Source organism: Tistrella sp. (assembly GCF_002684955.1).
GTDB lineage: Bacteria > Pseudomonadota > Alphaproteobacteria > Tistrellales > Tistrellaceae > Tistrella > Tistrella mobilis.
The window spans coordinates 1-22,655 of the sequence record NZ_NYWI01000011.1; the positions used below are offsets into that span (position 1 = coordinate 1).

Here is a 22,655-nt window from a genome sequence, read left to right on the forward strand (position 1 = left end):
GATCGACAGCCGATCAGGGACGATATGACGAGCTGCCCAGGTGAGGTGGTTGATGCGCTCCGACTTCTCGCGGATATCGCTCAGAATGTCGTGCGGTGCATGGTTCGGGATGGCGCGGTACTCGGTCATGACACGCCTTTCTCAGTAAGTGAGCCCGCGCGCATGCGCGGCATCTTTGACGTGAGCCGCCACGATCGGCGCCGTGCCGGCCAGCTTTGCCGCGACCCCGATGAGCTTGGTGACAGTGCGCAGGGCACCGGGATGATGCGCGGCGCGGCGCAGCGTGGTGCGGGCATCACGGTCATCGATCCCGTGATGAGAGCAAATTGCGTCGACATCGGCAGGGAGTGGCCCATCAACTTCGAGACCGACGGAAAGCCGGCTGGTTAATTGCGACCACTGTTTCGGATTGCCATCGAGCCGGTCGCGCAACTGACGCCCGGCCACCAGGACCATACCCATCGGCACCGTATCGAACAGGATCCGAAGTTCCTCGATCGAGTCATCCGACAGGTGGTGCGCCTCATCGACGATCAGCATCGGCGACTGAGGTTCAGCCTCAAGCGCCGTGGTGATGGCGGCAGCCAGCGCACCGGCCCCGGAGAGCTTTGTATGCGCGCCGATCGCCTCGGCTATCCGTTGCAGGCATGGCACCAGAGCGCTGGTCGCTGGCGACGCCGTGACCAGATATCGCCCGGGGGCAGAGCGCACGTAGTGACGGGCAGCGGTTGACTTGCCCACGCCGGGTTTGCCAGTGATCAGCCCGAGTTCCGGTGCGTCCTGGCAGTAGGTGAAGAGATTGAGCATGCGCCGCCCGGTTTCCGTCTCACAGAAGGGTATCTTCTCGGGAGCGGCGTTCGGCTCTATAGTCCGGATTGTGACCATGGGCGTTTCCGGTTTTCGCTCGGGTTGCTGCGTCGGGGGTGATACCCCGTCGCGACGTTCCGTCCGGCGCTGCAACGCCGGACGGGCATTTGGGTCATCCGCCAGCCAGCCGCCGGAAGATGTCGTCAAGGTCTGGCTTCTCTCGCGGTTTCGCGACGGGCGCCTCTCGCATCATGCGGGCCGCGTCGGCATAGTCCGGGGCGAGACGGATGACGCCTGCGGGCAGGACGTCCATGGTTGGTGCGGCGAAGCGCGCTGCATCGGCCATGGCGTCTTCCCCCGTCAGCTGGTCCGTGAGAGCTGCCCGAGCCGCGACCTGAGAGCGAAGCGCCTTGTTCCGGCGCGCCTGTTCCCTGGCGCCACGCGGGTCGCCGAATGGAAAGACCGGTTCAGGTGTGGCGATCGTCAGCGCCTGACCGAATTCTGAGAAGACGAACAGGCCGTCTCGGTCACCGAACAGAGGGCAACGCACCAGGACGCTTTCCCCGACATGGGCCAGAAGCGCATCGCTCTGATAGGTCTGCCCCTCGAACGAAAGAACCCCGCCCGGATTGACCTTCCGTGTCTTCTCGCGACTGAAGGCAACGGCCAGTTCCCAGGGATCAAGGAGGGTCGCCTGCCAGCCGGCGGTAACCGCTTCGGCAAAGCGGCCGGCGGGGCTCTGCCCGCGAAAGGTTCCGGTCTGTTCCTTGGCGTTGTAGTAGGCGACGGCGATGTTAAGTGCCCGCTGGATATCGGTTTCGCCCCCCGGATACGGGATCGGCTCCCGGCCCTGGTTCTGCGTCTTCTTGCGCATGCGGTTCCCGCCGATATAGCCGGGCAGTTGCGGCAGTGCGACGGCTTCCAGGGCGGAGAACAGGCTTTCGATCACCTTGGCCTGCGGGTTGTAGGCGCGGGCGCGGTGGGTTCCCAATGCGCCCTGCGTCCGGTCGTTAAGATCGATGTCGATGACATGCTTGAGCTTGGCGATGTCGCTGGCAAGTTCGGCCCAGTTATATTCACCACCATTGTCAAGGTAGAGCCGCGACGGTGCGCCCCATTCCGGGTCCATACACATGTTCACGAAGGAGCGGATCGCGTGTTCGCGCCGGATCATCTCGCCTTTGGGGAGTATAAAGACATCCGTAAAGGCACGGTTGTTGGCGAGATCCATCCACGCGACCATCTTGGGTGTGCAGAGACTGCCATCCGGGCGCCTGAAATAGATGTCGACGTGATGGACGTCTCCGGCCACCCACTCCATCGGTCGAAGGTGGCTGCGGTCGCGGCGAATGCGCGGAACCATCCGGGCCGCAAAGGCGGCCGCATCGTTCCGCTGCATGGCCACGACAGCGAAGCCTCGCTCCGCCTCTATGAATTTTCGCGGCAGCCTGCACAGGCGGAGAAGCCGCTGGTGCGGCACCGTCACGCCGGCATTCTCGATCAACCGGGCGAGGACCGGTCGGGTGTTCATCTGGATCGTCGCGATGCTGGGGGTACCAGCGGCCCATTCGGATCGAACACGCCGCCGCATCTGGTCCGCGATATCGGCTATCGCCTCCGGTGATGCACCGGCAGTGGTGAGGATCTGATCGAGTTCACGGGACAGGACCACCCGGCGCTGGCCGGCATCTTCCCGTGCCTTGCGCATCAACCCTTCAAAGCCTTGCGCCTCATACCGGGCGATCCAGTTCCGGAGCGTGTTCTCACTCAGCGTGCGGCTGCGTCCCTTCCAGTCACGGACGGGCGCCGCAGCGATCCTGGCTATCATCGCCGAGCGCGCCGGGGTTCCGGGACCCGTCTCAGTACGGATTGCCTGGACGATCTGAAGTTTCCAGCTTGCTTCCTGGTGATCGCCTGAGACGCGGGGGCGATTGACCAACCCACAGTGCTTCGTCGCAGGTAGACCACCCTTCGAATCGTCTGAACTCTCGGGATCGGAGAGGGCGACTTCGTATCGGAGCCCTTCAGGACCACCCTGGCTCCTTGAAAGGCGGACCCGGAGTTTTTGTCCGCGCCATGGATGTCCATCATGTGCCCGGGACAGAGCCCTATGGGCCTTTTGACGTGATATGCCAAACTTGCGAGCAAAATCGCCGGCAGAGATCCACTGATCATCCATCGATCATAGCCTCCCTGACCAGTAAATGCTTTAGCTCTTCTGCCTTTTGGCCGCGCCATTGGCCAAGGAGGCATTTGCGAGCGTTTTGTCTTTTAATCGAATTACGAGAACACCATTGTTGCAAACTATCTTGTTGTGCAACAAAACCCGCTCGCACCCGGGCATAGAGACCCGGCCCCGGAGTGAGCAAATCGATATCGTCTGGTCGAACTTGCTGCATGGACTGACGCGCGACGTTGCAATATATTCCCGGGGAATACCGTAACATCACGCAGAAAATAGCGCAATAGGTTGCGTCATGTCGGATGAGAAGCCCACAAATGACGATCAAAATGACGTTGGCCGCCGTCTGCGGGACGCAATCCTCCGGACTGGTCTATCTGTGCGCAAATTTTCCCAGATAACCGACGCTTCTTACAGATCTGTCCAAGACTATGTCACAGGTGTGCGCTTCCCTAGCGCAGATTTTCTGAGAAAATGTGCACTCAATGGTATTGATGTTAATTGGGTTTTGACTGGAAAGCGCTCCTTGTCCGCTAAAATCGAAAGTGAGGCTGATGCAGCCGTCAACCTGAATTATGGAGAAACCCCAACACAAAGAATTATCACATTGATCGTTTTTGCTTTTAAGCATGCGGAAAAAATTGACGAAAACCGAAAAAAAAATGGAGAGCCGCCGCTTACTTTGAAAGAAATTGAAGATATTGTGATCGAGAAGGCGCCATTGATCGCCGTTCACCTCGATATAATCTGGGATGTATTTGGAGATTACCTTAAAGAAGCCGGGGTATCTTCAGAAAAGGTGGATGAGGTGAAGCGGGGCATCTATAGAGGCAAGATGTCTCCCGATATCGGAGGAGCCACGATCGATGAGCTGGTTCAAGGCAGCAAACCGCGAAAGCGCAAGAAATAGCGTGATCCGTAGAGGGCAACGATGGATATGACGCCACATTGCGACGCACAACGCCGTCAGGATCAGGGGCGGTTGACAAATAGGGTTACAGATAGGGTTACAACATGAACAGGGACGGACAATGTGCGCAAGCTCGTTAATGCGTCATGCATCTATAAATGCTCATATAAATCAATAAATTAGATGATTTTCTCCAAACGTCTTCTGGGTTGTAACCCACCATGCAAAGCGGCAATTTACCGCGCAATCCATAACACACTGATTTACAAGGCATAATGCCGTTTCATTCCAATTTAATTCGAACCGCGACTCCAAGATAATTTTTTCCAACACACTGCACGGTGATGCGGCCGTCTTCCTGCAGTGCCCTTAAGATCCGCCGGTCGACGGCGTCCAGATCGGGTTCGGCAGATGCTGCCATGCGGGGGCCCCTTTTTAGCAGAACACTGCGTGCAGTCTGTCTTTGGGGCCGAAAATAGGCAAGAACCGCTGCTCAACCCGGCGCAGAATAGGGCGTTCGGTGGCAGAGGCCATCGGTGCGACGGGAGGAGTGAAACGCCCATGACCGGCATGGTGACGCGCGAGACGGAAGAGAAGATGGCGGGGCAGCATATGACCGTGCTGGAGGCGCTGAACCGCAAGGCGCTGTGGCTGTCGAACTGGATGATCCACCACGCCAACCACATCCGGCCCAATGCCTCGGGTGTCAAGGTGGGCGGCCATCAGTCGTCCTCGGCGTCGATGACCGCGATCATGACGGCGCTTTACTTCGACGTGCTCCGGCCCGAAGACCGGGTCGCCGTCAAGCCCCATGCCTCCCCGGTCTTCCACGCCATCCAATACCTGTTCGGCCGCCAGAGCCTGGACAAGCTGAAGGCCTTCCGCGGCTTCGGCGGTGCGCAGTCCTATCCCTCGCGCACCAAGGATACCGACGATGTCGACATCTCGACCGGCTCGGGCGGGCTGGGCGTCGCCTTCACCGCCTTCGCCTCCATGGTGCAGGATTATGTCCGCGCCAAATCCTGGGCGCGCACCGACCGGCCCGAAGGCCGGATGATCGCGCTGGTCGGCGATGCCGAGCTGGACGAGGGCAATGTCTATGAATGCCTGCTGGAAGGCTGGAAGGCTGGAAGCACGGGCTGCGCAACACCTGGTGGGTGATCGACTACAACCGCCAGAGCCTCGACGGCGTGGTGCGCGAGGGGCTGTACGAGCGGATCGAGGCGATTTTCAAGGCCTTCGACTGGCGGGTGGTGACGGTGAAATACGGCGCCCTGCAGCGTGCCGCCTTTGCCGAGCCCGGCGGCGAAAAGCTGCGCGCCTGGATCGATGCCTGCCCGAACGGGCTCTATTCCGCGCTGATGTTCCGCGGCGGCGCCGCCTGGCGGGAGCGGCTGGAAGACGATCTGGGCGATCAGGGCGAGGTGAGCGCGCTGCTGGCCCGGCGCAGCGATGCCGAACTGGCCGATCTGATGGCCAATCTGGGCGGCCACTGCCTGGAAAGCCTGCTCGATGCCTTTCACGGCATCCGGGACGACCGGCCGACGGTTTTCATCGCCTATACGGTCAAGGGCTGGGGCACGCCGCTCGCCGGGCACAAGGACAATCATTCCGGCCAGATGACCGAGGCGCAGATCCATGCGCTGCGCGACGCCATGGGCATCCGCGCCGGCCATGAATGGGAGCCCTTCGAAGGGCTGGACCTCGACCCGGCGGTGCTGCGCGACTTCCTGGACCGCGTGCCGTTCAACACCACCGAAAGCCGCCGGCTGACGGCGCCGGTCGCGGCCCCGATCGGCCCGCAATTCGCCACCACCGGCACCACCTCCACCCAGGCGGCTTTCGGCCGGATCATGGACGCGATCGCGAAGACCGACAGCGATCTGGCCCGGCGCATCGTCACCACCTCGCCCGACGTCACCGTGTCGACCAATCTGGGCGGCTGGGTGAACCGTCGGGCGCTGTTTGCCGCCGACGAGATCGCCGACATCTTCCAGCGCCAGCGCATTCCCAGCACCCAGAAATGGCATTTCTCGCCCCAGGGCCAGCATATCGAACTCGGCATCGCCGAGATGAACCTGTTCCTGATGCTGGGGGCCGCCGGTCTTGCCCATGAACTCTTCGGCGAGCGGCTGCTGCCGGTCGGCACGCTTTATGATCCGTTCATCTCGCGCGGGCTCGATGCGCTGAATTACGCCTGTTATCAGGATGCCCGGTTCATGGTCGTGGCCACGCCCTCGGGCGTGTCGCTGGCGGGCGAGGGCGGGGCGCATCAGTCGATCGCCCAGCCGCTGATCGGCATGAGCCAGGACGGCCTCGCCTCGTTCGAGCCCGGTTTCGCCGACGAGCTGGCGGTGATCATGGACTGGGGCTTTGCGCATATGCAGCGCGCCGGCAAAAAGACCCCCGACCCCGACACCTTCCTGCCCGATGCCGCCGGCGGCTCGGTCTATCTGCGCCTGTCGACCCGGCCGGTGGAACAGATGCGGCGCGAGATCGACGACAGCCTCGCGGCCGGTATCCTGGCCGGCGGCTACTGGCTGAAGGCGCCGGAACCGGGCTGCGAGGTGGTGATCGTCTATCAGGGGGTCACCGTCACCGAGGCGATCGCCGCGGCGGGCATGATCGGCGGCAGCCGCCGCAATGTCGCGGTGCTGGCCGTCACCTCGGCCGACCGGCTGCATGCCGGCTGGACCGCGGCGGAAAAGGCGCGCGCCGAGGGCGCGCCCGCGGCGGTGTCGCATGTCGAACGCCTGCTCGACCGGGTGCCGGATCATGCCGGGCTCGTGACCGTGATCGACGGCCACCCGGCGACGCTCGCCTGGCTGGGCGGTGTCAACGGCCACCGGGTGGCTGCGCTGGGCGTCGACCATTTCGGCCAGACCGGCACGGTCGAGGATCTTTATGCCCATTACGCCATCGATGCCGAGGGCATCGTCGCGGCCGCCCGGCGCTTCATCGGCGGCCGGCGGCGGCGCTGAGCGGCGCCGTCCCCTCGGGCGGGGCGGGATCCGGGCGGTTCGGGCCCGGATCCCTGGCCTCCGGTCTCAGCCGGGCCGGGGTTTCCTGAGGCCGGCGGCCAGTCCGCGAAATTTTTTTACGCGCGCCGCCGCATGTGGCCATCCCGGGGGCGGAATCGGACCTCCTTCAATTCATGACGAATTTTTGTCGCCGCCGATCTCATTGGCTAATTTTATAACCCTGTCACCGACCGAACCATTCTAGGTGCAGTGCAACTCGCGTCGCGGGCATTGGGGGCGGTCGACTGAATGCCGCCAGAGTTGCAGGCGCCGGCAGGCCGCCGACACCCTTGGTGTAAAGAGCGGGGATGACAGGCTGGATAATTCGCTGTCATAGTTTGGCCACTCGGAGCGCCCCATCTTCGTCTGGGATGCCATCCTCGTCTGGGAAGTTCGACGCTGATGTCCACATCCGAACACCTTAGCCTGCATGTGCCCGAGCCGGCGGTCCGGCCGGGCGACACCCCCGACTTCTCGACCGTCAAGATTCCCAAAGCCGGGGCCGTGCCCAGACCCGAGGTCGATGCCGATCCGGAGCAGATGCGCGACCTCGCCTTCTCGATCATCCGCGTGCTGAACCGCAATGGCGAGGCCGTGGGCCCCTGGGCCGGTGCGCTCACCGATGACGAGCTGCTCGACGGGCTGCGCCATATGATGACGCTGCGCGCCTTCGATGCGCGCATGCTCATCGCCCAGCGCCAGGGCAAGACCTCGTTCTATATGCAGCATCTGGGCGAGGAGGCGGTCAGCTGCGCCTTCCGCAAGGCGCTGGTCGACGGCGACATGAACTTCCCCACCTACCGGCAGGCGGGGCTGCTGATCGCCGGCGGCTATTCGATGGTCGACATGATGTGTCAGATCTATTCGAATGCCCGCGACCCGCTGAAGGGCCGGCAGCTGCCGGTGATGTATTCCTCGCGCGAGCACGGTTTCTTCACCATCTCGGGCAACCTCGCGACCCAGTTCGTGCAGGCGGTCGGCTGGGCCATGGCCTCGGCCATCCGCAACGACACCAGGATCGCCGCGGCCTGGATCGGTGACGGCTCCACCGCCGAGAGCGATTTCCACGCCGCCCTGGTCTTCGCCTCCACCTACAAGGCGCCGGTGGTGCTGAACGTGGTCAACAATCAGTGGGCCATTTCCACCTTCCAGGGCATCGCCCGCGGCGGATCGGGCACCTTCGCTGCCCGCGGCCTGGGCTTCGGCATCCCGTCGCTGCGCGTCGACGGCAACGACTATCTGGCGGTCCACGCCGTCGCCAAATGGGCGGCGGAGCGGGCGCGGCGCAATCTGGGCCCGACGCTGATCGAATACGTCACCTACCGCGTGGGGGCGCATTCCACGTCGGACGACCCCTCCGCCTATCGGCCCAAGGCCGAAAGCACCGCCTGGCCGCTGGGCGACCCGGTGATCCGGCTCAAGAACCATCTGATCACCCGCGGTGTCTGGTCGGAAGACCGCCACAAGCAGACCGAGGCCGAAATCCTGGACACGGTCATCGCCGCCCAGAAGGAAGCCGAAAGCCACGGCACGCTGCATGCGGGTGCCAAGCCTTCGGCCCGCGACATGTTCGACGGCGTCTTCGCCGAGATGCCGGCCCATCTGCGCCGGCAGCGCCAGCAGGCGGGAGTCTGAACCCATGCCACGCATGACGATGATCGAGGCCATCCGCGACGCGCTCGACGTGATGATGGGCCGCGACGACCGGGTGGTGGTCTATGGCGAGGATGTCGGCTATTTCGGCGGCGTCTTCCGCTGCACCCAGGGCCTGCAGCAGAAATACGGCCGGACCCGCTGCTTCGACGCGCCGATCAGCGAAAGCGGCATCGTCGGCACGGCGATCGGCATGGCCGCCTATGGCCTGCGCCCCTGTGTCGAGATCCAGTTCGCCGACTATATGTATCCGGCCTATGACCAGATCACCCAGGAAGCGGCGCGCATCCGCTATCGCTCCAATGGTGATTTCACCTGCCCGCTGGTGATCCGCATGCCCACCGGCGGCGGCATTTTCGGCGGCCAGACCCACAGCCAGAGCGTGGAAGCCCTCTTCACCCATGTCTGCGGGCTGAAGGTGGTGGTGCCGTGCAGCCCGCACGATGCCAAGGGCCTGCTGATCTCGGCACTGGAAGATCCCGATCCGGTGATCTTCCTTGAGCCGAAGCGGCTGTATAACGGCCCCTTCGACGGCCATCACGACCGCCCGGTGACCCCCTGGTCGAAGCACGAGGCGGGCGAGGTGCCGGCCGGCCATTATGCCGTGCCGCTGGGCAAGGCCAATATCGTCCGCCCCGGCGCCGCCGTCACCGTGCTGGCCTACGGCACCATGGTCTATGTCGCCCAGGCGGCCGCGGCCGATACCGGCGTCGATGCCGAGATCATCGATCTGCGCACGCTGGTGCCGCTCGACCTCGACACCATCACCGCCTCGGTGCGCAAGACCGGGCGCTGCCTGGTGGTGCACGAGGCCACGCTGACCTCGGGCTATGGCGCGGAACTCACCGCCCTGGTGCAGGAGACCTGCTTCCATCATCTGGAGGCGCCGGTCACCCGCATCGCCGGCTGGGACACGCCCTATCCGCATGCCCAGGAATGGGACTATTTCCCCGGCCCCGCGCGTGTCGGCCGTGCCCTTCAAGAGATCCTGGAGAGCTGACCCATGGGCGAGCATATCATCAAGATGCCCGATGTCGGCGAAGGCATCGCCGAGGCCGAGCTGGTCGAATGGCATATCGAGGTCGGCCAGATCGTCCGTGAGGACGCGGTCCTGGCCGCGGTGATGACCGACAAGGCGACCGTCGAAATCCCCTCGCCGGTGGACGGCAAGGTGCTGTGGCTGGGCGCCGAAATCGGCGACGTGGTCAGCGTCGGCGCGCCGCTGATCCGGCTGGAGGTGGAAGGCGAGGGCAATGTCGCCGCCGGTGCGGCAGCGCCCGCCGCTGCGGCATCCAAGCCCGCCGCCGACCGGCCTGCGGACGAGGATGACGGCGCCCCGCCGGCCGCCCCGGCCCAGGCGGCGGAGCCGGCGCCCGAGCTTAAGACCGTGCCCAAGCCGCAGCCGGCTGCGAAGCCCCCGACTACCAGTTCCGGCGCGGGTGCCGGCACGGTCGCCATGGCCCCGGGTGCCCCCCGGGGCGAGCACGAAAAGCCGATCGCGTCTCCCGCCGTGCGCCACCGGGCGCGCGAGGCCGGGGTGGATCTGCGCCAGGTGCGCGGCACCGGCCCGGCCGGCCGCATCACCCATGAAGACCTCGACCGCTTTTTCGCCGGCAAGGATCAGCGCCCCGCCGCCGGCGGTCTGGTGGCCGATACCAGCGTCAGCGAAATCAAGGTGGTCGGCCTGCGCCGGCGCATCGCCGAACAGATGGCGCTGTCGAAGTCGCGTATCCCTCACATCACCTATGTGGAGGAGGTGGACGTCACGGCACTTGAAGAGCTGCGCGGCAAGCTCAACGCCGAGAAGGGCCGCGACCGGCCCAAGCTCACCATTCTGCCCTTCCTGATGCGGGCGATGGTGAAGGCGATCGCCGAACAGCCGCGGCTGAATTCGCGCTATGATGATCAGGCGGGTGTCATCCACCAGCATGGCGGCGTGCATATCGGCGTCGCGGCCCAGACCCCCACGGGCCTGGTCGTGCCGGTGGTGAAGCATACCGAGGCCCGCGATCTCTGGGCCTGTGCCGCGGAACTCTCGCGCCTGGCCGAGGCCGCCAAGAACGGCACCGCCACGCGCGAAGAGCTGACCGGCTCCACCATCACCATCACCTCGCTCGGCGCGCTGGGCGGTGTGGTCACCACCCCGGTGATCAACCACCCGGAAGTTGCCATCATCGGCGTCAACAAGATGATGGTCCGCCCGGTCTGGGACGGCTCGGCCTTCGTGCCGCGGAAGATGATGAACCTGTCGTCCAGTTTCGATCATCGCGTGATCGACGGCTGGGATGCCGCCGTTTTCGTCCAGCGCATCAAGTCGCTGCTGGAAACCCCGGCGACCATCTTCATCGAGGGCTGAGACGATGAAGGATATTTCCTGCAAGCTGCTGGTGATCGGCGCCGGCCCGGGCGGTTATGTCTGCGCGATCCGCGCCGGCCAGCTGGGCGTCGACACCGTGATCGTCGAGGCGAAAAAGCCGGGCGGCACCTGCCTGAATGTCGGCTGCATCCCCTCCAAGGCGCTGATCCATGCCGCCGAGGAGTTCGAAAAGCTGGTGCATATGGCCGGCGGCACCTCGCCGCTCGGCATCACCGCCACGGCGCCCAAAATCGATCTGGCCCGCACCGTCGCCTGGAAGGACCAGATCGTCGGCCGGTTGACCGGCGGCGTCTCGGGCCTGCTCAAGAAGGCGCGGGTCAAGGTGGTTCAGGGCCATGCCCGCTTCCGCGACGGCAAGACGGTCGAGGTCGAAACCGAAACCGGGCTTCAGGTGATCAAGGCCGAAGCGGTGGTCATCGCCACCGGCTCCGAGCCGGTGGAACTGCCCTTCCTGCCCTTCGGCGACCGGGTGATTTCGTCGACCGAGGCGCTGGCCCTGCCGGCGGTGCCGGAGCGCTTCGTGGTGGTCGGCGCCGGCTATATCGGCCTCGAACTCGGCACCGCCTATGCGAAGCTGGGTGCTAAGGTGACGGTGGTCGAAAGCCAGTCGCGCATCCTGCCGCTCTATGATGCCGAGTTGACCCGGCCGGCCGCGAAGCGGCTGGAAGAGCTGGGCGTCGAGGTGCTGACGGGTGCCAAAGCGCGCGGCCTGTCGCGCGGCGGCGACGGTCTCGTGGTCGAAACCCAAAGCGGGGACGAGATCACCCTGCCGGCCGACAAGATCCTGGTCACCGTCGGCCGCCGCCCGGCCACGCGCGGCTGGGGGATCGAGGAACTGGTGCTCGACATGCAGGGGCCCTTCATCTCGGTGGGCGAGCGCTGCCAGACCTCGATGCGCGGCATCTATGCCATCGGCGACGTCACCGGAGAGCCGATGCTGGCCCATCGCGCCATGGCCCAGGGCGAGATGGTCGCCGAGATCATCGCCGGCCATAACCGGGTCTGGGACAAGCGCTGCATCCCGGCGGTCTGCTTCACCGACCCCGAAATCGTGACCGCCGGCCTCTCCCCCGACGAGGCGAAGCGGCTGGGCACCGAGGTCAAGACCGCCCAGTTCCCGTTCACGGCCAATGGCCGCGCGATGACGAAGCTGGGCGAGCAGGGCTTCGTGCGGGTGGTCTTCCGCGCCGACAACAATCTGGTGCTGGGCATCCAGGCCACCGGCCAGGGCGTCTCGGAACTCTCCGCCGCCTTTGCGCTCGCCATCGAAATGGGCGCGCGTCTGGAAGACATCGCCGGCACCATCCACGCCCACCCCACCCAGGGCGAGGCCTTCCAGGAGGCGGCGCTCAAGGGCCTGGGCCACGCCCTGCATATCTGACCGGGCCACGCCCTGCATATTCGGCCGGGCCACGCCCACGACCACATCGCGGCCACGCTCCCCTCAGGGGGCGTGGCCGTCGTCGTTCCGGCCTGTGATCGGCCCCCCTTGTGACGCATCTCACCGGGATTAATGAACCACGGTCATAAAGCCGATCGGAAAATCGCCCCTAATCCCCTGGCGCCGGCGCGCCATCTTCTTCATCTACCGGACCCGCATCCGCCATGGCTGGCGGCGCAATAACCTCAAGGACATGAGCGCGAGACGGGGGCGCGGGACGGGGGCGAGACGACGACAAGGCGGAACGGGAACAAGAGCCATGGCCTTCGAGATCACGATAAACGGCGCCCGCCATCGGGTGGATGTCGACGGCGACACGCCGCTGCTCTGGGTGCTGCGCGACGTGCTGGGCATGACCGGCACCAAATTCGGCTGCGGGGCAGCACTCTGCGGCGCCTGCACCGTTCATATGGACGGCCAGCCGATCCGGTCCTGCATCACGCCGGTGGAGGCCGTGGGCGAGGCGCCGGTCACCACCATCGAGGCGCTGGAGACCCTGCCGGTCGGCCCGGCCCTGCAGGCGGCCTGGGTGGCGCTGGACGTGCCGCAATGCGGCTATTGCCAGTCGGGACAGCTGATGTCGGCGGCGGCCCTGCTGACGGAGACGCCGAAGCCCACCGATGCCGAAATCGACGGCGCCATGTCGGGCAATGTCTGCCGCTGCGGCACCTATCCCCGCATCCGTGCGGCCATCCATCGCGCCGCCGGCGCGGCCTGAGGGGGGAGGGCGATCCGATGATCAATATCGCGACGACCCGTATGAACCGGCGCAGCTTCCTGAAAGCCGGCGCCGCCGTGACCGGCGGCCTGGTCGTGTCGCTGGCCCTGCCTTTGGGCACCCGCCCGGCCGATGCCGCCGCCGCCGCGCGCTTCGACCCCAACGCCTTCATCCGCATCGATCACCAGGGCATCGCCACCCTGGTGATGCCGATGGTCGAAATGGGCCAGGGCGTGTATCAGGGCCAGGCCATGCTGATCGCCGAAGAGCTGGAGATCGGCCTGGACCAGGTCCGGCTGGAACATGCGCCGGCCGACCCCGCCTATACCAACCCGCTGATCGGCGGCCAGATCACCGGCGGGTCGACCACGATCCGGGCGATGTGGCAGCCGCTGCGCCAGGCCGGCGCCGTGGCCCGCACCCTGCTGGTCCAGGCCGCCGCCGCGCGCTGGGGCGTGGATGCCGCCGGCTGCACCGCGCGTGACGGGCGCGTGCATGATGCCGCAGGCGGGCGCAGCTTCGGCTATGGCGAGCTGGTCGACAATGCCGCCCGGCTGCCGGTGCCCGATGCCGCTGCCGTGGCGTTGAAGGATCCCGCCGATTTCCGCCTGATCGGCCAGCCGCTCCACCGGCTGGACACGCCCGACAAGGTCAATGGCCGGGCCGTTTTCGGCATCGATGCCCGGCTGCCGGGCATGAAGATCGCCGCCATCGCCATCGCCCCGGTCTTCGGCGGCCGCCCCGCCGGGCTGGACGAGGCGGCGGCGAAGGCCGTGCGCGGCGTGCATCAGGTGGTGACCACCGACGAGGCCGTGGCCGTGATCGCCGAGCATTGGTGGGCGGCCCATAAGGGGCTGGAGGCGGCCGCGATCCGCTGGGACGGCGGCGAGCATGGCAGCGTCGGCATGGCCGATCTGCGCGCCGATCTGGATGCGGCCTCGCGTCGCCCGGGCGCCATCGCCCGCGACGAGGGCGGGGTGGACGCGGCGCTGGCAGGGGCAGCGCCGCGGCTGGAGGCGGTTTATGAACTGCCTTTCCTCGCCCATGCGGCGCTGGAGCCGATGAACTGCACCGTCCACATTCATGACGGCGCCTGCGACATCTGGGTCGGCACCCAGATCCCCGGCATCGCCCAGGCGGTGGCGGCGGGCATTCTGGGCATCCCGGCGGAGAAGGTCGTCATCCATAACCATCTGATCGGCGGCGGTTTCGGCCGGCGGCTGGAGGCCGACGGCATCGCCCATGCGGTGAAGATCGCCCGCCAGGTTTCGGGCCCGGTCAAGGTGGTGTGGAGCCGGGAGGAAGACATCCGCCACGATATGTACCGGCCATATTACTACGATCGGTTGCAGGCCGGTCTCGATGCCGAGGGCCGTCCGGTGGCCTGGACGCATCGGGTTTCGGGCTCGTCGATCATGGCCCGCTTCGCCCCCGCGGCCGTCGTCAACGGCGTCGACCCCGATGGTGTCGAGGGGGCGGCCGAACCGCCCTATGCCTTCCCGGCGATCCGGGTGGAATTCCAGCGGGTCGAGCCGCGCCATGTGCCGACCAGCTGGTGGCGGGGTGTCGGCCCCACCCACAACATCTTCGTGGTCGAAAGCTTCATCGACGAGCTGGCGGCGGCTGCCGGCGCCGATCCGGTCGCTTATCGCCGCAGCCTGCTCGATGCCAATCCGCGCGCCCGCGCCGTGGTCGACCATGCCGCCGCCGCGTCCGGCTGGGGCAATGCGCTGCCGGCCGGCCATGGCCGCGGTGTGGCGCTGCAATACGCCTTCGGCAGCTATCTGGCGATGGTCGCAGAGGTGGAGGTCGCGGCCGATGGCGGGGTGCGCGTCCACCGCCTGGTCGCTGCGGTGGATTGCGGCCGCGCGGTCAACCCCGATCAGATCCGCGCCCAGATGGAAGGCGGCGCCATTTTCGGCCTGACGGCGGCACTTCATGGCGAGATCACCATCACCGACGGCCGGGTGGCGCAGGGCAATTTCGACACCTACCTGCCGATGCGCATCGACGAGGTGCCGGTGGTCGAAACCCATCTGATCGACAGCAGCGAGGCCCCGGGCGGCATCGGCGAAACCGCCACCGCCGCGGTCTCCCCAGCCGTCACCAACGCCATCTTCGCCGCCACCGGCAAACGCCTCCGCCGCCTGCCGATCGATCCGGCGGCGCTGAAGCGGGCTTAATCGCCCGGCGCCACCGGTGCAGAACCGGGTGATCCGCTACCAGACGCCCGTATTGGGCATCGACGCCCAGGGCTCGGCCTTGGGCAGCGGTTCGCCCTTCTGCAGCAGTTCCACCGAGATCAGATCGGGGGAGCGCACGAAGGCCATATAGCCGTCGCGGGGCGGGCGGTTGATGGTGACGCCCGCCTCCATCAGCTTCCGGCAGGTGGCGTAGATGTCGTCGACCGCGAAGGCCAGATGGCCGAAATTGCGCGCGGTGCCATAATCTTCCGGATCCCAGTTATATGTCAGCTCGATCAGCGGCGCGGTCTGATCGGGGCCGGTCACATCGTCCGGGGCGGCAAGGAAGACCAGGGTGAAGCGCCCGGCCTCTGACTCTTTCCGCCGCACTTCCTTCAGCCCCAGCTGGTCGCAGAAGAAGGTGAGGGCGGCGTCGAGGTCGCGGACGCGGATCATGCTGTGCAGGTAGCGCACGGGAAGCGGTCCTTCCGGCAGTCTTGAACGGGTGAAGGCGGGTGCCAGGGCTGGCGCCCGCCTTCACCATAGACCCTCGGCCGCCCGGCGTCAGCCGGCCTTGCCGCGCAGCCGGTCGATGCTCCAGATGCCCGAACCCGCCGTCGCGATGAACAGGAAGACGAAGGCGTAAAGCGCCGCCAGCTCGCCCTTGTTCACGATCGGCAGCAGCCCGCCATTGGCATGCCCCACCCAATAGGCCGCCGCCGCCATGCCGCTGCACAGAAAGGCGGCCGGGGTGGTGAACAGGCCGATCATCACCAGTACGCCGCCGACCAGCTCGATCGGCCCGGCGATATAGACGATCCAGTCCGGCAGCGTGAAGCCCATCGGCGGCAGGCCGAACAGTTTCTGGGTGCCGTGCCACAGGAACAGGAAGCCGGTCACGATGCGCAGCAGCGCATAGGCCTGGGGCTGGAAGGGTTTGAGCAGTTTTTCCATAAGGCGTCTCCGGGGAGGGAGGGGTGCGTGGTGCGGCGATCTGCCGCGTCGCCCGCATCCTGCGCCCGGCCCCCGCCCGCCGCAGTGGCCTTCGCCACAGCTCTGCTCTCCCTGGCTATTGCCGGGTCAGAATGGCCCCGGTGACGATGTCGAACAGGTGATCGGCCCGTGGCCCCGCGCAGCGCCGGGGCCTCACCGTCGACTGGCTCGCCGGGTGCGCGCGGCTCAATCCAGCCCGGTCTTGCCCGGTGCCCAATAGGCCTTGGCGCGGATCCGTGCCGCCGGCACGCCGATCGTCTTCAAGGCCCGGCTCATCCGCTGGATCGACGAGGCCTTGCCGGTCAGCGCGAAACGGATCCGCCGGGCGGCGAGGCGGGTCAGTTCGGTCTCCGCCACCGCCAGATGGGTGTCGCCGGCCTGTCGGTCGATCACCCGCGCATCGCCCAGCCCCATCCGTGCCAGCACCAGCCGCGCCTCGGCCACATCCGACACCTCGAAGAGATGCGCGGCGGCGTCACCGCTCCGGGGCCCGAGCGAGGCCGCGAGGGCGAACGAGGTTTCGTCGCCGAACAGCACCACCGGCCACCCGCTGCCGGGATCGGAGAGATCCAGCGACCGGCGCGGCCCGAAGACACGGTATTGGGTCCCCACCGTCAGTCCGGCGGCCCAGTGGCTGCCGGGGGCCGCATCCTGCCCCGTTCCCAGGTCGTGAAGATAGGCCAGCAGCTGCGTCCGCCCGGCGGCGGCATCCCAGAAGATCGGGGTGTAGGTCCGGGCGGTCATGCCGGTTCCCATCGCCACCTGCAGCTTCTGGCCGATGGTCCAGCCGACATCCTTGAGCGCCGCCCCCTCCAGCGTGATCAGCCGGAAATGGGGCGACAGCGTCTCCACCGCCGCAAGCCGTGCCGGGCGCATGAACCAGCTCTGCAGGGTGCGGGCGATCCGGCCTGGCGGCGGCCATGCGCTTGCCCCAGGCCTCGATCGTCGCGCGGTCGGCCGGATCGGCCATCAGCGCGGCCGCGATCCGGCGCAGCCGCGGATCCTGCGGCATGGGAAAATTCAGCTGCTCCACCGGCGCCCGGGCCAGCTGGTCCAGCAGCACGGTCGCAATCCGGCCGTCGGGCCCGTCTTCGTCATACATCACCGGCATGTGGGCCGCGTGCCGCAGCAGCTGTTCCAGCAGCGGCGAGACCGCGACCGTGCAGCAGCCGGCGGGCAGGGCCGGCGCGGCATCGGGGTCGACGAACAGGCAATAGATCTCCACCGCACCGCTGAACGCTGCGCTGTGGGGCATGCCGCCGGGGATCCAGACGGCACAGCGCGGCGGCACGATCCACACCCCGTCATCGGCCTCGCAGCGCACGATGCCCCGCAGGGTGAAGATCAGCTGGGCCTTGCGATGAAAATGGACGCCCATTTCCTTCAGCCCCATCCCGGCCACCAGATCGGCGCCGATGGCGATGATCGCCCGCGGCACCTCTTCGGGCGAGAATCCGGCCTTTTCCGTCGGGTCGGGCGCATGGTCGAAACGGTAGAAGGGCATCGCCGCCTCCGCTCAGCCGGGCCGGTGGCCGCGGATCACGTCCAGCTCGGCCCGCGTCGCCACGATCCTGACCGCGATCGCGCCGCCGCGGCCGCGGATGTCCAGCACCCGATGGCCGATCCGCCCCAGCTCGGCCGGCCCCGGGCCCCGGCCGCCGGCCACCCCCCCGGCCACCGTCGCCTCCGACAGGATCAGCGTGCAGCGCTCGGCCTTGGTCGCCTCTTCCAGCCGGGCCGCGACATTGCCGGTATCGCCCAGAAACTGGATCGGCCGCGGGGCGGTTACCCCGGTGGTGCCCACAACCGAAGGTCCAAGATGCACGCCGATTCCGATACGAAGTGGCGCATCCAGCTCATGGCGGAGTTCGGCTGACAGCGCCTCCACCCCATCCCAGATCGCCGCCGCCGCGGCCAGCGCCGCCCGGCAGGTGGCCGGCACGTCGTCCACCGGCCCGGTGCCGCCGAACACGCTCATCACCCCGTCGCCGGCGATGCCGGTCACCCGGCCGCCGGCGGCGGTCACCGCCTCGGTCACCACATCGACATAGCGCTCGATCAGGTAGAGCGCGTCATAGGCGGTGCGTTCTGCGGCAAGCCGGGTGGAGGCGCGCAGATCGGTGAACAGCGCCACCACCATCGCCTCGCGGGCATGGCCGACCAGCCCGGCGGCGCCGGTGTGATCCTCGACCATGGCTCCGGTGAAGCGGGCACCGGGGGGGATCAGCGGTTGCACGGTCAGATCGGTCAGCGGCCGGAGCTGGCAGGCCAGACGCACATCCCCGGGTGCGCGGATCCGGCGCAGCATCTCCGCCTCAACCGCCCGGGGCGGCGGCAGCTGGTCGCGGCCGTCCAGCACCCGCACCCGGCAGGTGGAACAGCGCCCCTGGCCGCCGCAGATCGAGGCATGGGGAATGCGGGCGCTGAGGCTGGCTTCCAGCACGCTCCAGCCCCGCGGCACCGTCACCACGGTCTCGCCGCCATCGGCGGCGGCCGGGCCGGCATAGCGGATACGCACCGCGCGGAAATGCCGGGCATGGCCGTCGCGCAGCAGCCGTCCGGCCAGAACCCCGCCGACCAGCAGCACCCAGGCGCCGGTCAGGCATTCGACCCAGGGGCCAAGGCCTGCGCGGGCCGCCGCCGCCACCTCGGGTGCGACCGCGGTCATCCGGGCAAGCTCGGGGTCGCCTGCGGCCGCGCGGGCCTGGATATCCGCCCCGGCGATGGCGATGCCGATCACCGCCAGCACCGGCACCAGGCAGGCGGCGACCAGCAGCAGATGCGACCGGGCCATGAACCAGGTCTTGAACCGCAGCCAGCGATAGAGCCCGATGCAGCCATGCACCCAGACCACGACCAGCAGAAGCAGCTGCAGAAACAGGTTGATGCCGGCCTCGGGCAGCCAGTAGCCGGCCAGCAGCCGCCAGTAGCTGTCGTCCAGCCCGTAGAGCATCTCGCCCAGCCGCACGCTGACGGCATGGCGGATCACGATCAGCGGGATCAGCAGTCCCAGCCCCAGCTGCCAGGCTTCCACCGCCGACATGCGCAGATGCCGCCGCCGCCACAGGGCGTGAAGCCCCAGCGCCGCATGCACGGTGAAGGCGCCATAAAGCGCGGTATGGCCGATCCAGCCCTTCCAGGGCACCAGCAGCACCCGGCTGGTCGCCTCCATGGCCGGCGCCGTCAGGATGCCCGAAGCGTGGGTCAGAAAGTGACAGCTTGCATAGAGGAAGAGGATGATGCCCGATATGATGCGCAGCCGGGCCAGAACCGGCGCGGGCGGCCGCATGGCGCCACCATCGCCGGCCCCGGCATCCCTGCGCGCCCATCGGCCAGCCCACCATCGGCCCAACGCCCATCGGCCGGCAGACCACGGGAAAGATATGCGACCCAGCATGGTCAGACGCACCGACCCCCGTTCCGCCAGGGACAGCCTGGCACGTATCCCTCTGTTCGCGGCGCTGTTGCCCGACCAGATCGCGGCACTCGATGCCGCCTGCAGCTGGCGGCGGGTGGATGCCGGCGCGGCGATCATAGATCATCAGGACGACGGAATCGATGTTTTCTTCGTGGTCCACGGCCATGTCCGGGTGATGATCCGCCAGCCCGGCGGGCAGAGCGTCATTCTGCGCGACATCGGCGACGGCGAATTCTTCGGTGAACTGGCGGCGATCGACGGCCAGCCGCGCTCGGCCGGCATCCAGGCGGTCACGGCCGCCACGGTCGCGCGTATGCCGGCCGCCGTGTTCCGCGGCGCCATCCATGCCCATCCGTCGGTCTCAGACCAGGTTCTGGCCCTGCTGGCGGGGCAGGTGCGGATGCTGGCGACCCGCGTCACCGAATTCTCCACCCTCAACGTCCGCCACCGGCTCTATGCCGAACTGCTCCGCCTCTCCCGCCCCGACCCGCGCGAGCCCGCCCATGCGATCATCTCGCCCCCGCCGATCCAGGCCGACCTGGCCGCCCGGATCAGCTCGCACCGCGAAGCCGTCTCCCGCGAACTCGCAGCCCTCACCCGCGCCGGCCTCCTCGACCGCCGCCGCGGCGCCCTGGTCCTGCTCGACCCCGCCCGCCTGCGCCAGCTGGTGGAAGAGGCTTATGCGGGGGGGTGAGGGGGACAGCCGGAGGACCGAAGCGGAGAGGCGCGCCGGTCTCGACGCCGCCATGCGTCCCGAAGGTCGCCTGCGGCTCGGCGCGGCTTTGCAGGACATCGGGCAGAGGCACGGCATCACTCATGTCGATATCGACGCCATCGAACGGGTGCGGGACAGGCGTCCTGCCGAACCCATGACCTTCGATTGATGAAGGATTCCGCCGGATGCCGGCGTCGTCTGCGAAGCGATGACCCGCGACCCGGATACCTGACGGTCATCGATCCCCGGCGCTGACCTTACATGACGTCGTGCCCAGTCGGGGGCCGGATCAGAACCGGCCGCCTCTCACCGGTTCCGGGGACGTCCTCGAATGCCAGATGGCGGCGCCTGCGTGAGAGGATCCGGTGCAGTTTGTCGCGGGTCTCAGCGGGGACACCGTCGGCGCAGCGCCCCGCGACATCCTCCAGAACTTTCCGCGCCCGGGCATCGGCCAGCACCATGTGCACATGGCGGGCCTCTTCGGGTGTCAGATGATCGTCGAGCGTGACCAGCTCCATGGGGGCGAGCCCGGCGAGCAGCTCTGCCTGAAGCTCGACCTGGCCGCCGAGCATCAGCTCCAGAAGGCGGGGCGGTGGTGCGAACCAGCCGCCCACACCCCACGAGGTGAATTGCTGACGCCAGCTTCGCTGCGGGGGTGTCGTGGTGGTGCCGATGGTGACGATGCGCTGGGCATTGAAGGGGATGCGGAAGCTCCGCGACAGATCATGAGCGGCCAGCAGGGCGGGGCCGTTGGCGACGAGCGCACCATCTGCATAGTAGTAATCCCCGATCTTGTGGCGTGGCAGATAGGTCGGCGCGGCGGCCGAGGCCAGCACCACATCGACAACAGAGATATGTGCGTGCTCCGGCTCGTAACTGCGGAAGATCTCGGGCTTTCCCAGGCTTTCGTTGATTGTCGGGATCAACAGGGCATGGTCCAGATCGCCGAGCCGCCTGTCGCCCAGAATGGCGGTCAGAATGTCGCGGAGCGGCTTCGGCGAGAAGCGGGCGCCGAGGATACCGGGCGCGGTCGCCAGCATCTTCCGCCTCGGGAAGATTGTCTCCCCGTCGCGCTGCATGATCCTCGCAATCGCCGATGCCGTCAGTCCGGCGGCAAGGCCGGCGGCGATGATTGAACCTGCCGACGTTCCGGCAAGCAGGTCGAAATGTCCGGCCACGGAGGCCTCGGGTTGGCGGCCGGGTATCATCTCCTCGATCCGGCCGGCCATGAGCGCCGAGAAATAGGCAAGGAAGCCGCCGCCCTGGAAGGCGAGAACACTTGCGGTCGCCGGATCCCCGGCGTCAATCGGTCCAGCGGGCGGTGACATGAAGGCCGGACCTCGACAGTTTCTCCATCATCTTCCGATCATCCGGTCCGTCCTGAAGCAGCAGCTCCACCTCCTGGACACGGCAGATGGCGATGGTCTGAATGAGATGCGGATAGACCTCGGGGAGGATGGCGCGGAGCCTGGACAGGAGCAGCAATTCGTTCCGCCCGACCGTGAACAGCAGATAGCGCGGTGGCGGAATGTTGAGACCGGAGGCCGGGTTGCCGACGGTATGGTCGAGCAGTTCCTGCAGGCGGCTCTCGAACCGGAGGCGATCTTCCGGCGCGGCGGTTGCGGCCAGATCCGCCACGAAGGCCAGGGCAGGGGCCGCAAGGGCGATGCGTTCGGATGGGTTGGCGGCAAGAAATCTCAGCGTGGGATGCTGCCTGCTGCCATCGACGATCTGCATCGTCTCTTTCGGCCCCGGCAGGATCATAAACCCCGCTCCGGCTTCGGTAAGATGACGGGGCGACCCAGGACATCGGCCAGAGACGGCATCTCATACGAGAGGGCCGGTGGATTTGCCGCCAGCGGATGCGGCGGCCCGTCATGTGCCAGATGCTCGTAAAGATCACCCGCCGTCGCCAGCTTCGGCTGGAGCGTGGTCATGATGGTCTCGATCAGCAGGGCCAGCCGGTCGCGGCCGATCAGCACCGCTTCCGCGCCGTCGCCATCGGTCGCGGTCAGCCGCCGCGGCCCGGTCTTGTCCAGATCCGCCAGAACCCGGCCGGGATCGCGTTCGAATTCGGCCAGCGTCAACCGCCGGTCCTGCCGGGTGTTGTAGAGATCGAGAAGGATCCGTGCGATCCGGACCAGTCCTTCGCCGGCGGGCCCCTGCGCCAGTTCCCGCAGCCGGGCCAGATCGATCCGGCGTGTGGCCGCAGCGAGCGTGTCGTCAGGCTCTGCCATA

19 protein-coding genes and 2 pseudogenes are annotated in these 22,655 nt (G+C 67.0%); 10 read left to right on the top strand and 11 right to left on the bottom strand.

Annotation, left to right across the window (positions count from 1 at the left end; translation table 11 throughout):
- Positions 1-141: 141 nt before the first annotated feature.
- Positions 142-807, bottom strand: a complete 666-nt coding sequence (locus tag CMO28_RS02575) for an AAA family ATPase (protein WP_296709101.1) — start codon at positions 805-807, stop codon at positions 142-144.
- Between the two features lie 172 nt (positions 808-979).
- Entirely contained in the window at positions 980-2,746 is a 1,767-nt protein-coding gene (locus tag CMO28_RS02580; RefSeq protein ID WP_296709104.1) for a Mu transposase C-terminal domain-containing protein, read from the bottom strand.
- Between the two features lie 538 nt (positions 2,747-3,284).
- Between CMO28_RS02580 and CMO28_RS02585 the strand changes: the two genes are divergently transcribed.
- Positions 3,285-3,899, top strand: coding sequence for a helix-turn-helix domain-containing protein (locus tag CMO28_RS02585; protein ID WP_296709107.1), 615 nt, complete (start codon positions 3,285-3,287; stop codon positions 3,897-3,899).
- 283 nt (positions 3,900-4,182) lie between these two features.
- Here CMO28_RS02585 and CMO28_RS02590 read toward each other — a convergent pair whose 3' ends face one another.
- Entirely contained in the window at positions 4,183-4,320 is a 138-nt protein-coding gene (locus CMO28_RS02590) for an AsnC family protein (protein ID WP_296709109.1), read from the bottom strand.
- Positions 4,321-4,496: 176 nt separating this feature from the next.
- Between CMO28_RS02590 and CMO28_RS02595 the strand changes: the two are divergent.
- The 7 genes and pseudogenes from CMO28_RS02595 to CMO28_RS02625 all read left to right on the top strand — a co-directional run bounded on the left by CMO28_RS02595 (position 4,497) and on the right by CMO28_RS02625 (position 15,291).
- A pseudogene (locus CMO28_RS02595) lies at positions 4,497-6,880 on the top strand (transketolase).
- A 441-nt stretch (positions 6,881-7,321) separates the two neighbouring features.
- Complete coding sequence (locus CMO28_RS02600) at positions 7,322-8,554, top strand: 3-methyl-2-oxobutanoate dehydrogenase (2-methylpropanoyl-transferring) subunit alpha (protein WP_296709111.1); 1,233 nt, start codon at positions 7,322-7,324, stop codon at positions 8,552-8,554.
- Positions 8,555-8,558: 4 nt separating this feature from the next.
- Positions 8,559-9,572 (top strand): alpha-ketoacid dehydrogenase subunit beta, encoded by a 1,014-nt coding sequence (locus CMO28_RS02605; RefSeq protein WP_296709114.1) that lies wholly within the window; start codon positions 8,559-8,561, stop codon positions 9,570-9,572.
- 3 nt (positions 9,573-9,575) lie between these two features.
- Entirely contained in the window at positions 9,576-10,928 is a 1,353-nt protein-coding gene (locus CMO28_RS02610; protein ID WP_296709117.1) for a dihydrolipoamide acetyltransferase family protein, read from the top strand.
- Positions 10,929-10,932: 4 nt separating this feature from the next.
- The gene (gene lpdA, locus CMO28_RS02615; protein WP_296709120.1) at positions 10,933-12,330 is read left to right on the top strand and encodes a dihydrolipoyl dehydrogenase; all 1,398 of its coding nucleotides are present in this window, start codon (positions 10,933-10,935) and stop codon (positions 12,328-12,330) included.
- A gap of 319 nt (positions 12,331-12,649) precedes the next feature.
- The gene (locus CMO28_RS02620; protein ID WP_296709123.1) at positions 12,650-13,108 is read left to right on the top strand and encodes a (2Fe-2S)-binding protein; all 459 of its coding nucleotides are present in this window, start codon (positions 12,650-12,652) and stop codon (positions 13,106-13,108) included.
- A 17-nt stretch (positions 13,109-13,125) separates the two neighbouring features.
- Positions 13,126-15,291 carry a xanthine dehydrogenase family protein molybdopterin-binding subunit gene (locus CMO28_RS02625; protein WP_296709127.1) on the top strand — a complete coding sequence of 722 codons (2,166 nt, stop codon included), beginning with the start codon at positions 13,126-13,128 and terminating at the stop codon, positions 15,289-15,291.
- 36 nt (positions 15,292-15,327) lie between these two features.
- Here CMO28_RS02625 and CMO28_RS02630 read toward each other — a convergent pair whose 3' ends face one another.
- The 5 genes and pseudogenes from CMO28_RS02630 to CMO28_RS02650 all read right to left on the bottom strand — a co-directional run bounded on the left by CMO28_RS02630 (position 15,328) and on the right by CMO28_RS02650 (position 19,573).
- Entirely contained in the window at positions 15,328-15,765 is a 438-nt protein-coding gene (locus tag CMO28_RS02630) for a VOC family protein (RefSeq protein ID WP_296709130.1), read from the bottom strand.
- Positions 15,766-15,855: 90 nt separating this feature from the next.
- Positions 15,856-16,245 carry a DoxX family protein gene (locus CMO28_RS02635; RefSeq protein WP_296709134.1) on the bottom strand — a complete coding sequence of 130 codons (390 nt, stop codon included), beginning with the start codon at positions 16,243-16,245 and terminating at the stop codon, positions 15,856-15,858.
- 225 nt (positions 16,246-16,470) lie between these two features.
- Positions 16,471-17,160, bottom strand: a complete 690-nt coding sequence (locus CMO28_RS02640) for a siderophore-interacting protein (protein WP_296709137.1) — start codon at positions 17,158-17,160, stop codon at positions 16,471-16,473.
- A gap of 274 nt (positions 17,161-17,434) precedes the next feature.
- Positions 17,435-17,788, bottom strand: a pseudogene (locus tag CMO28_RS29600) (AraC family ligand binding domain-containing protein); the annotation flags it as partial.
- A 12-nt stretch (positions 17,789-17,800) separates the two neighbouring features.
- Positions 17,801-19,573, bottom strand: coding sequence for an adenylate/guanylate cyclase domain-containing protein (locus CMO28_RS02650; RefSeq protein WP_296709140.1), 1,773 nt, complete (start codon positions 19,571-19,573; stop codon positions 17,801-17,803).
- 106 nt (positions 19,574-19,679) lie between these two features.
- Here CMO28_RS02650 and CMO28_RS02655 point away from each other — a divergent pair, with 106 nt between their 5' ends.
- Positions 19,680-20,396, top strand: coding sequence for a Crp/Fnr family transcriptional regulator (locus CMO28_RS02655; protein WP_296709144.1), 717 nt, complete (start codon positions 19,680-19,682; stop codon positions 20,394-20,396).
- Between the two features lie 52 nt (positions 20,397-20,448).
- Positions 20,449-20,586 (top strand): hypothetical protein, encoded by a 138-nt coding sequence (locus CMO28_RS02660; RefSeq protein WP_296709147.1) that lies wholly within the window; start codon positions 20,449-20,451, stop codon positions 20,584-20,586.
- 88 nt (positions 20,587-20,674) lie between these two features.
- On the opposite strand, the gene CMO28_RS02665 is transcribed toward CMO28_RS02660, so the two are convergent.
- The 3 genes from CMO28_RS02665 to CMO28_RS02675 are packed head-to-tail and all read right to left on the bottom strand — an operon-like array spanning position 20,675 to position 22,654.
- Positions 20,675-21,745 carry a CBASS cGAMP-activated phospholipase gene (locus tag CMO28_RS02665; RefSeq protein ID WP_296709150.1) on the bottom strand — a complete coding sequence of 357 codons (1,071 nt, stop codon included), beginning with the start codon at positions 21,743-21,745 and terminating at the stop codon, positions 20,675-20,677.
- Positions 21,720-22,181, bottom strand: a complete 462-nt coding sequence (locus CMO28_RS02670) for a hypothetical protein (RefSeq protein ID WP_296709153.1) — start codon at positions 22,179-22,181, stop codon at positions 21,720-21,722. The genes CMO28_RS02665 and CMO28_RS02670 overlap by 26 nt, the downstream gene beginning before the upstream one ends.
- Positions 22,178-22,654: a hypothetical protein gene (locus tag CMO28_RS02675; RefSeq protein WP_296709157.1), complete on the bottom strand. Its 477-nt coding sequence runs from the start codon at positions 22,652-22,654 to the stop codon at positions 22,178-22,180. The genes CMO28_RS02670 and CMO28_RS02675 overlap by 4 nt, the downstream gene beginning before the upstream one ends.
- Position 22,655 lies beyond the last annotated feature (1 nt).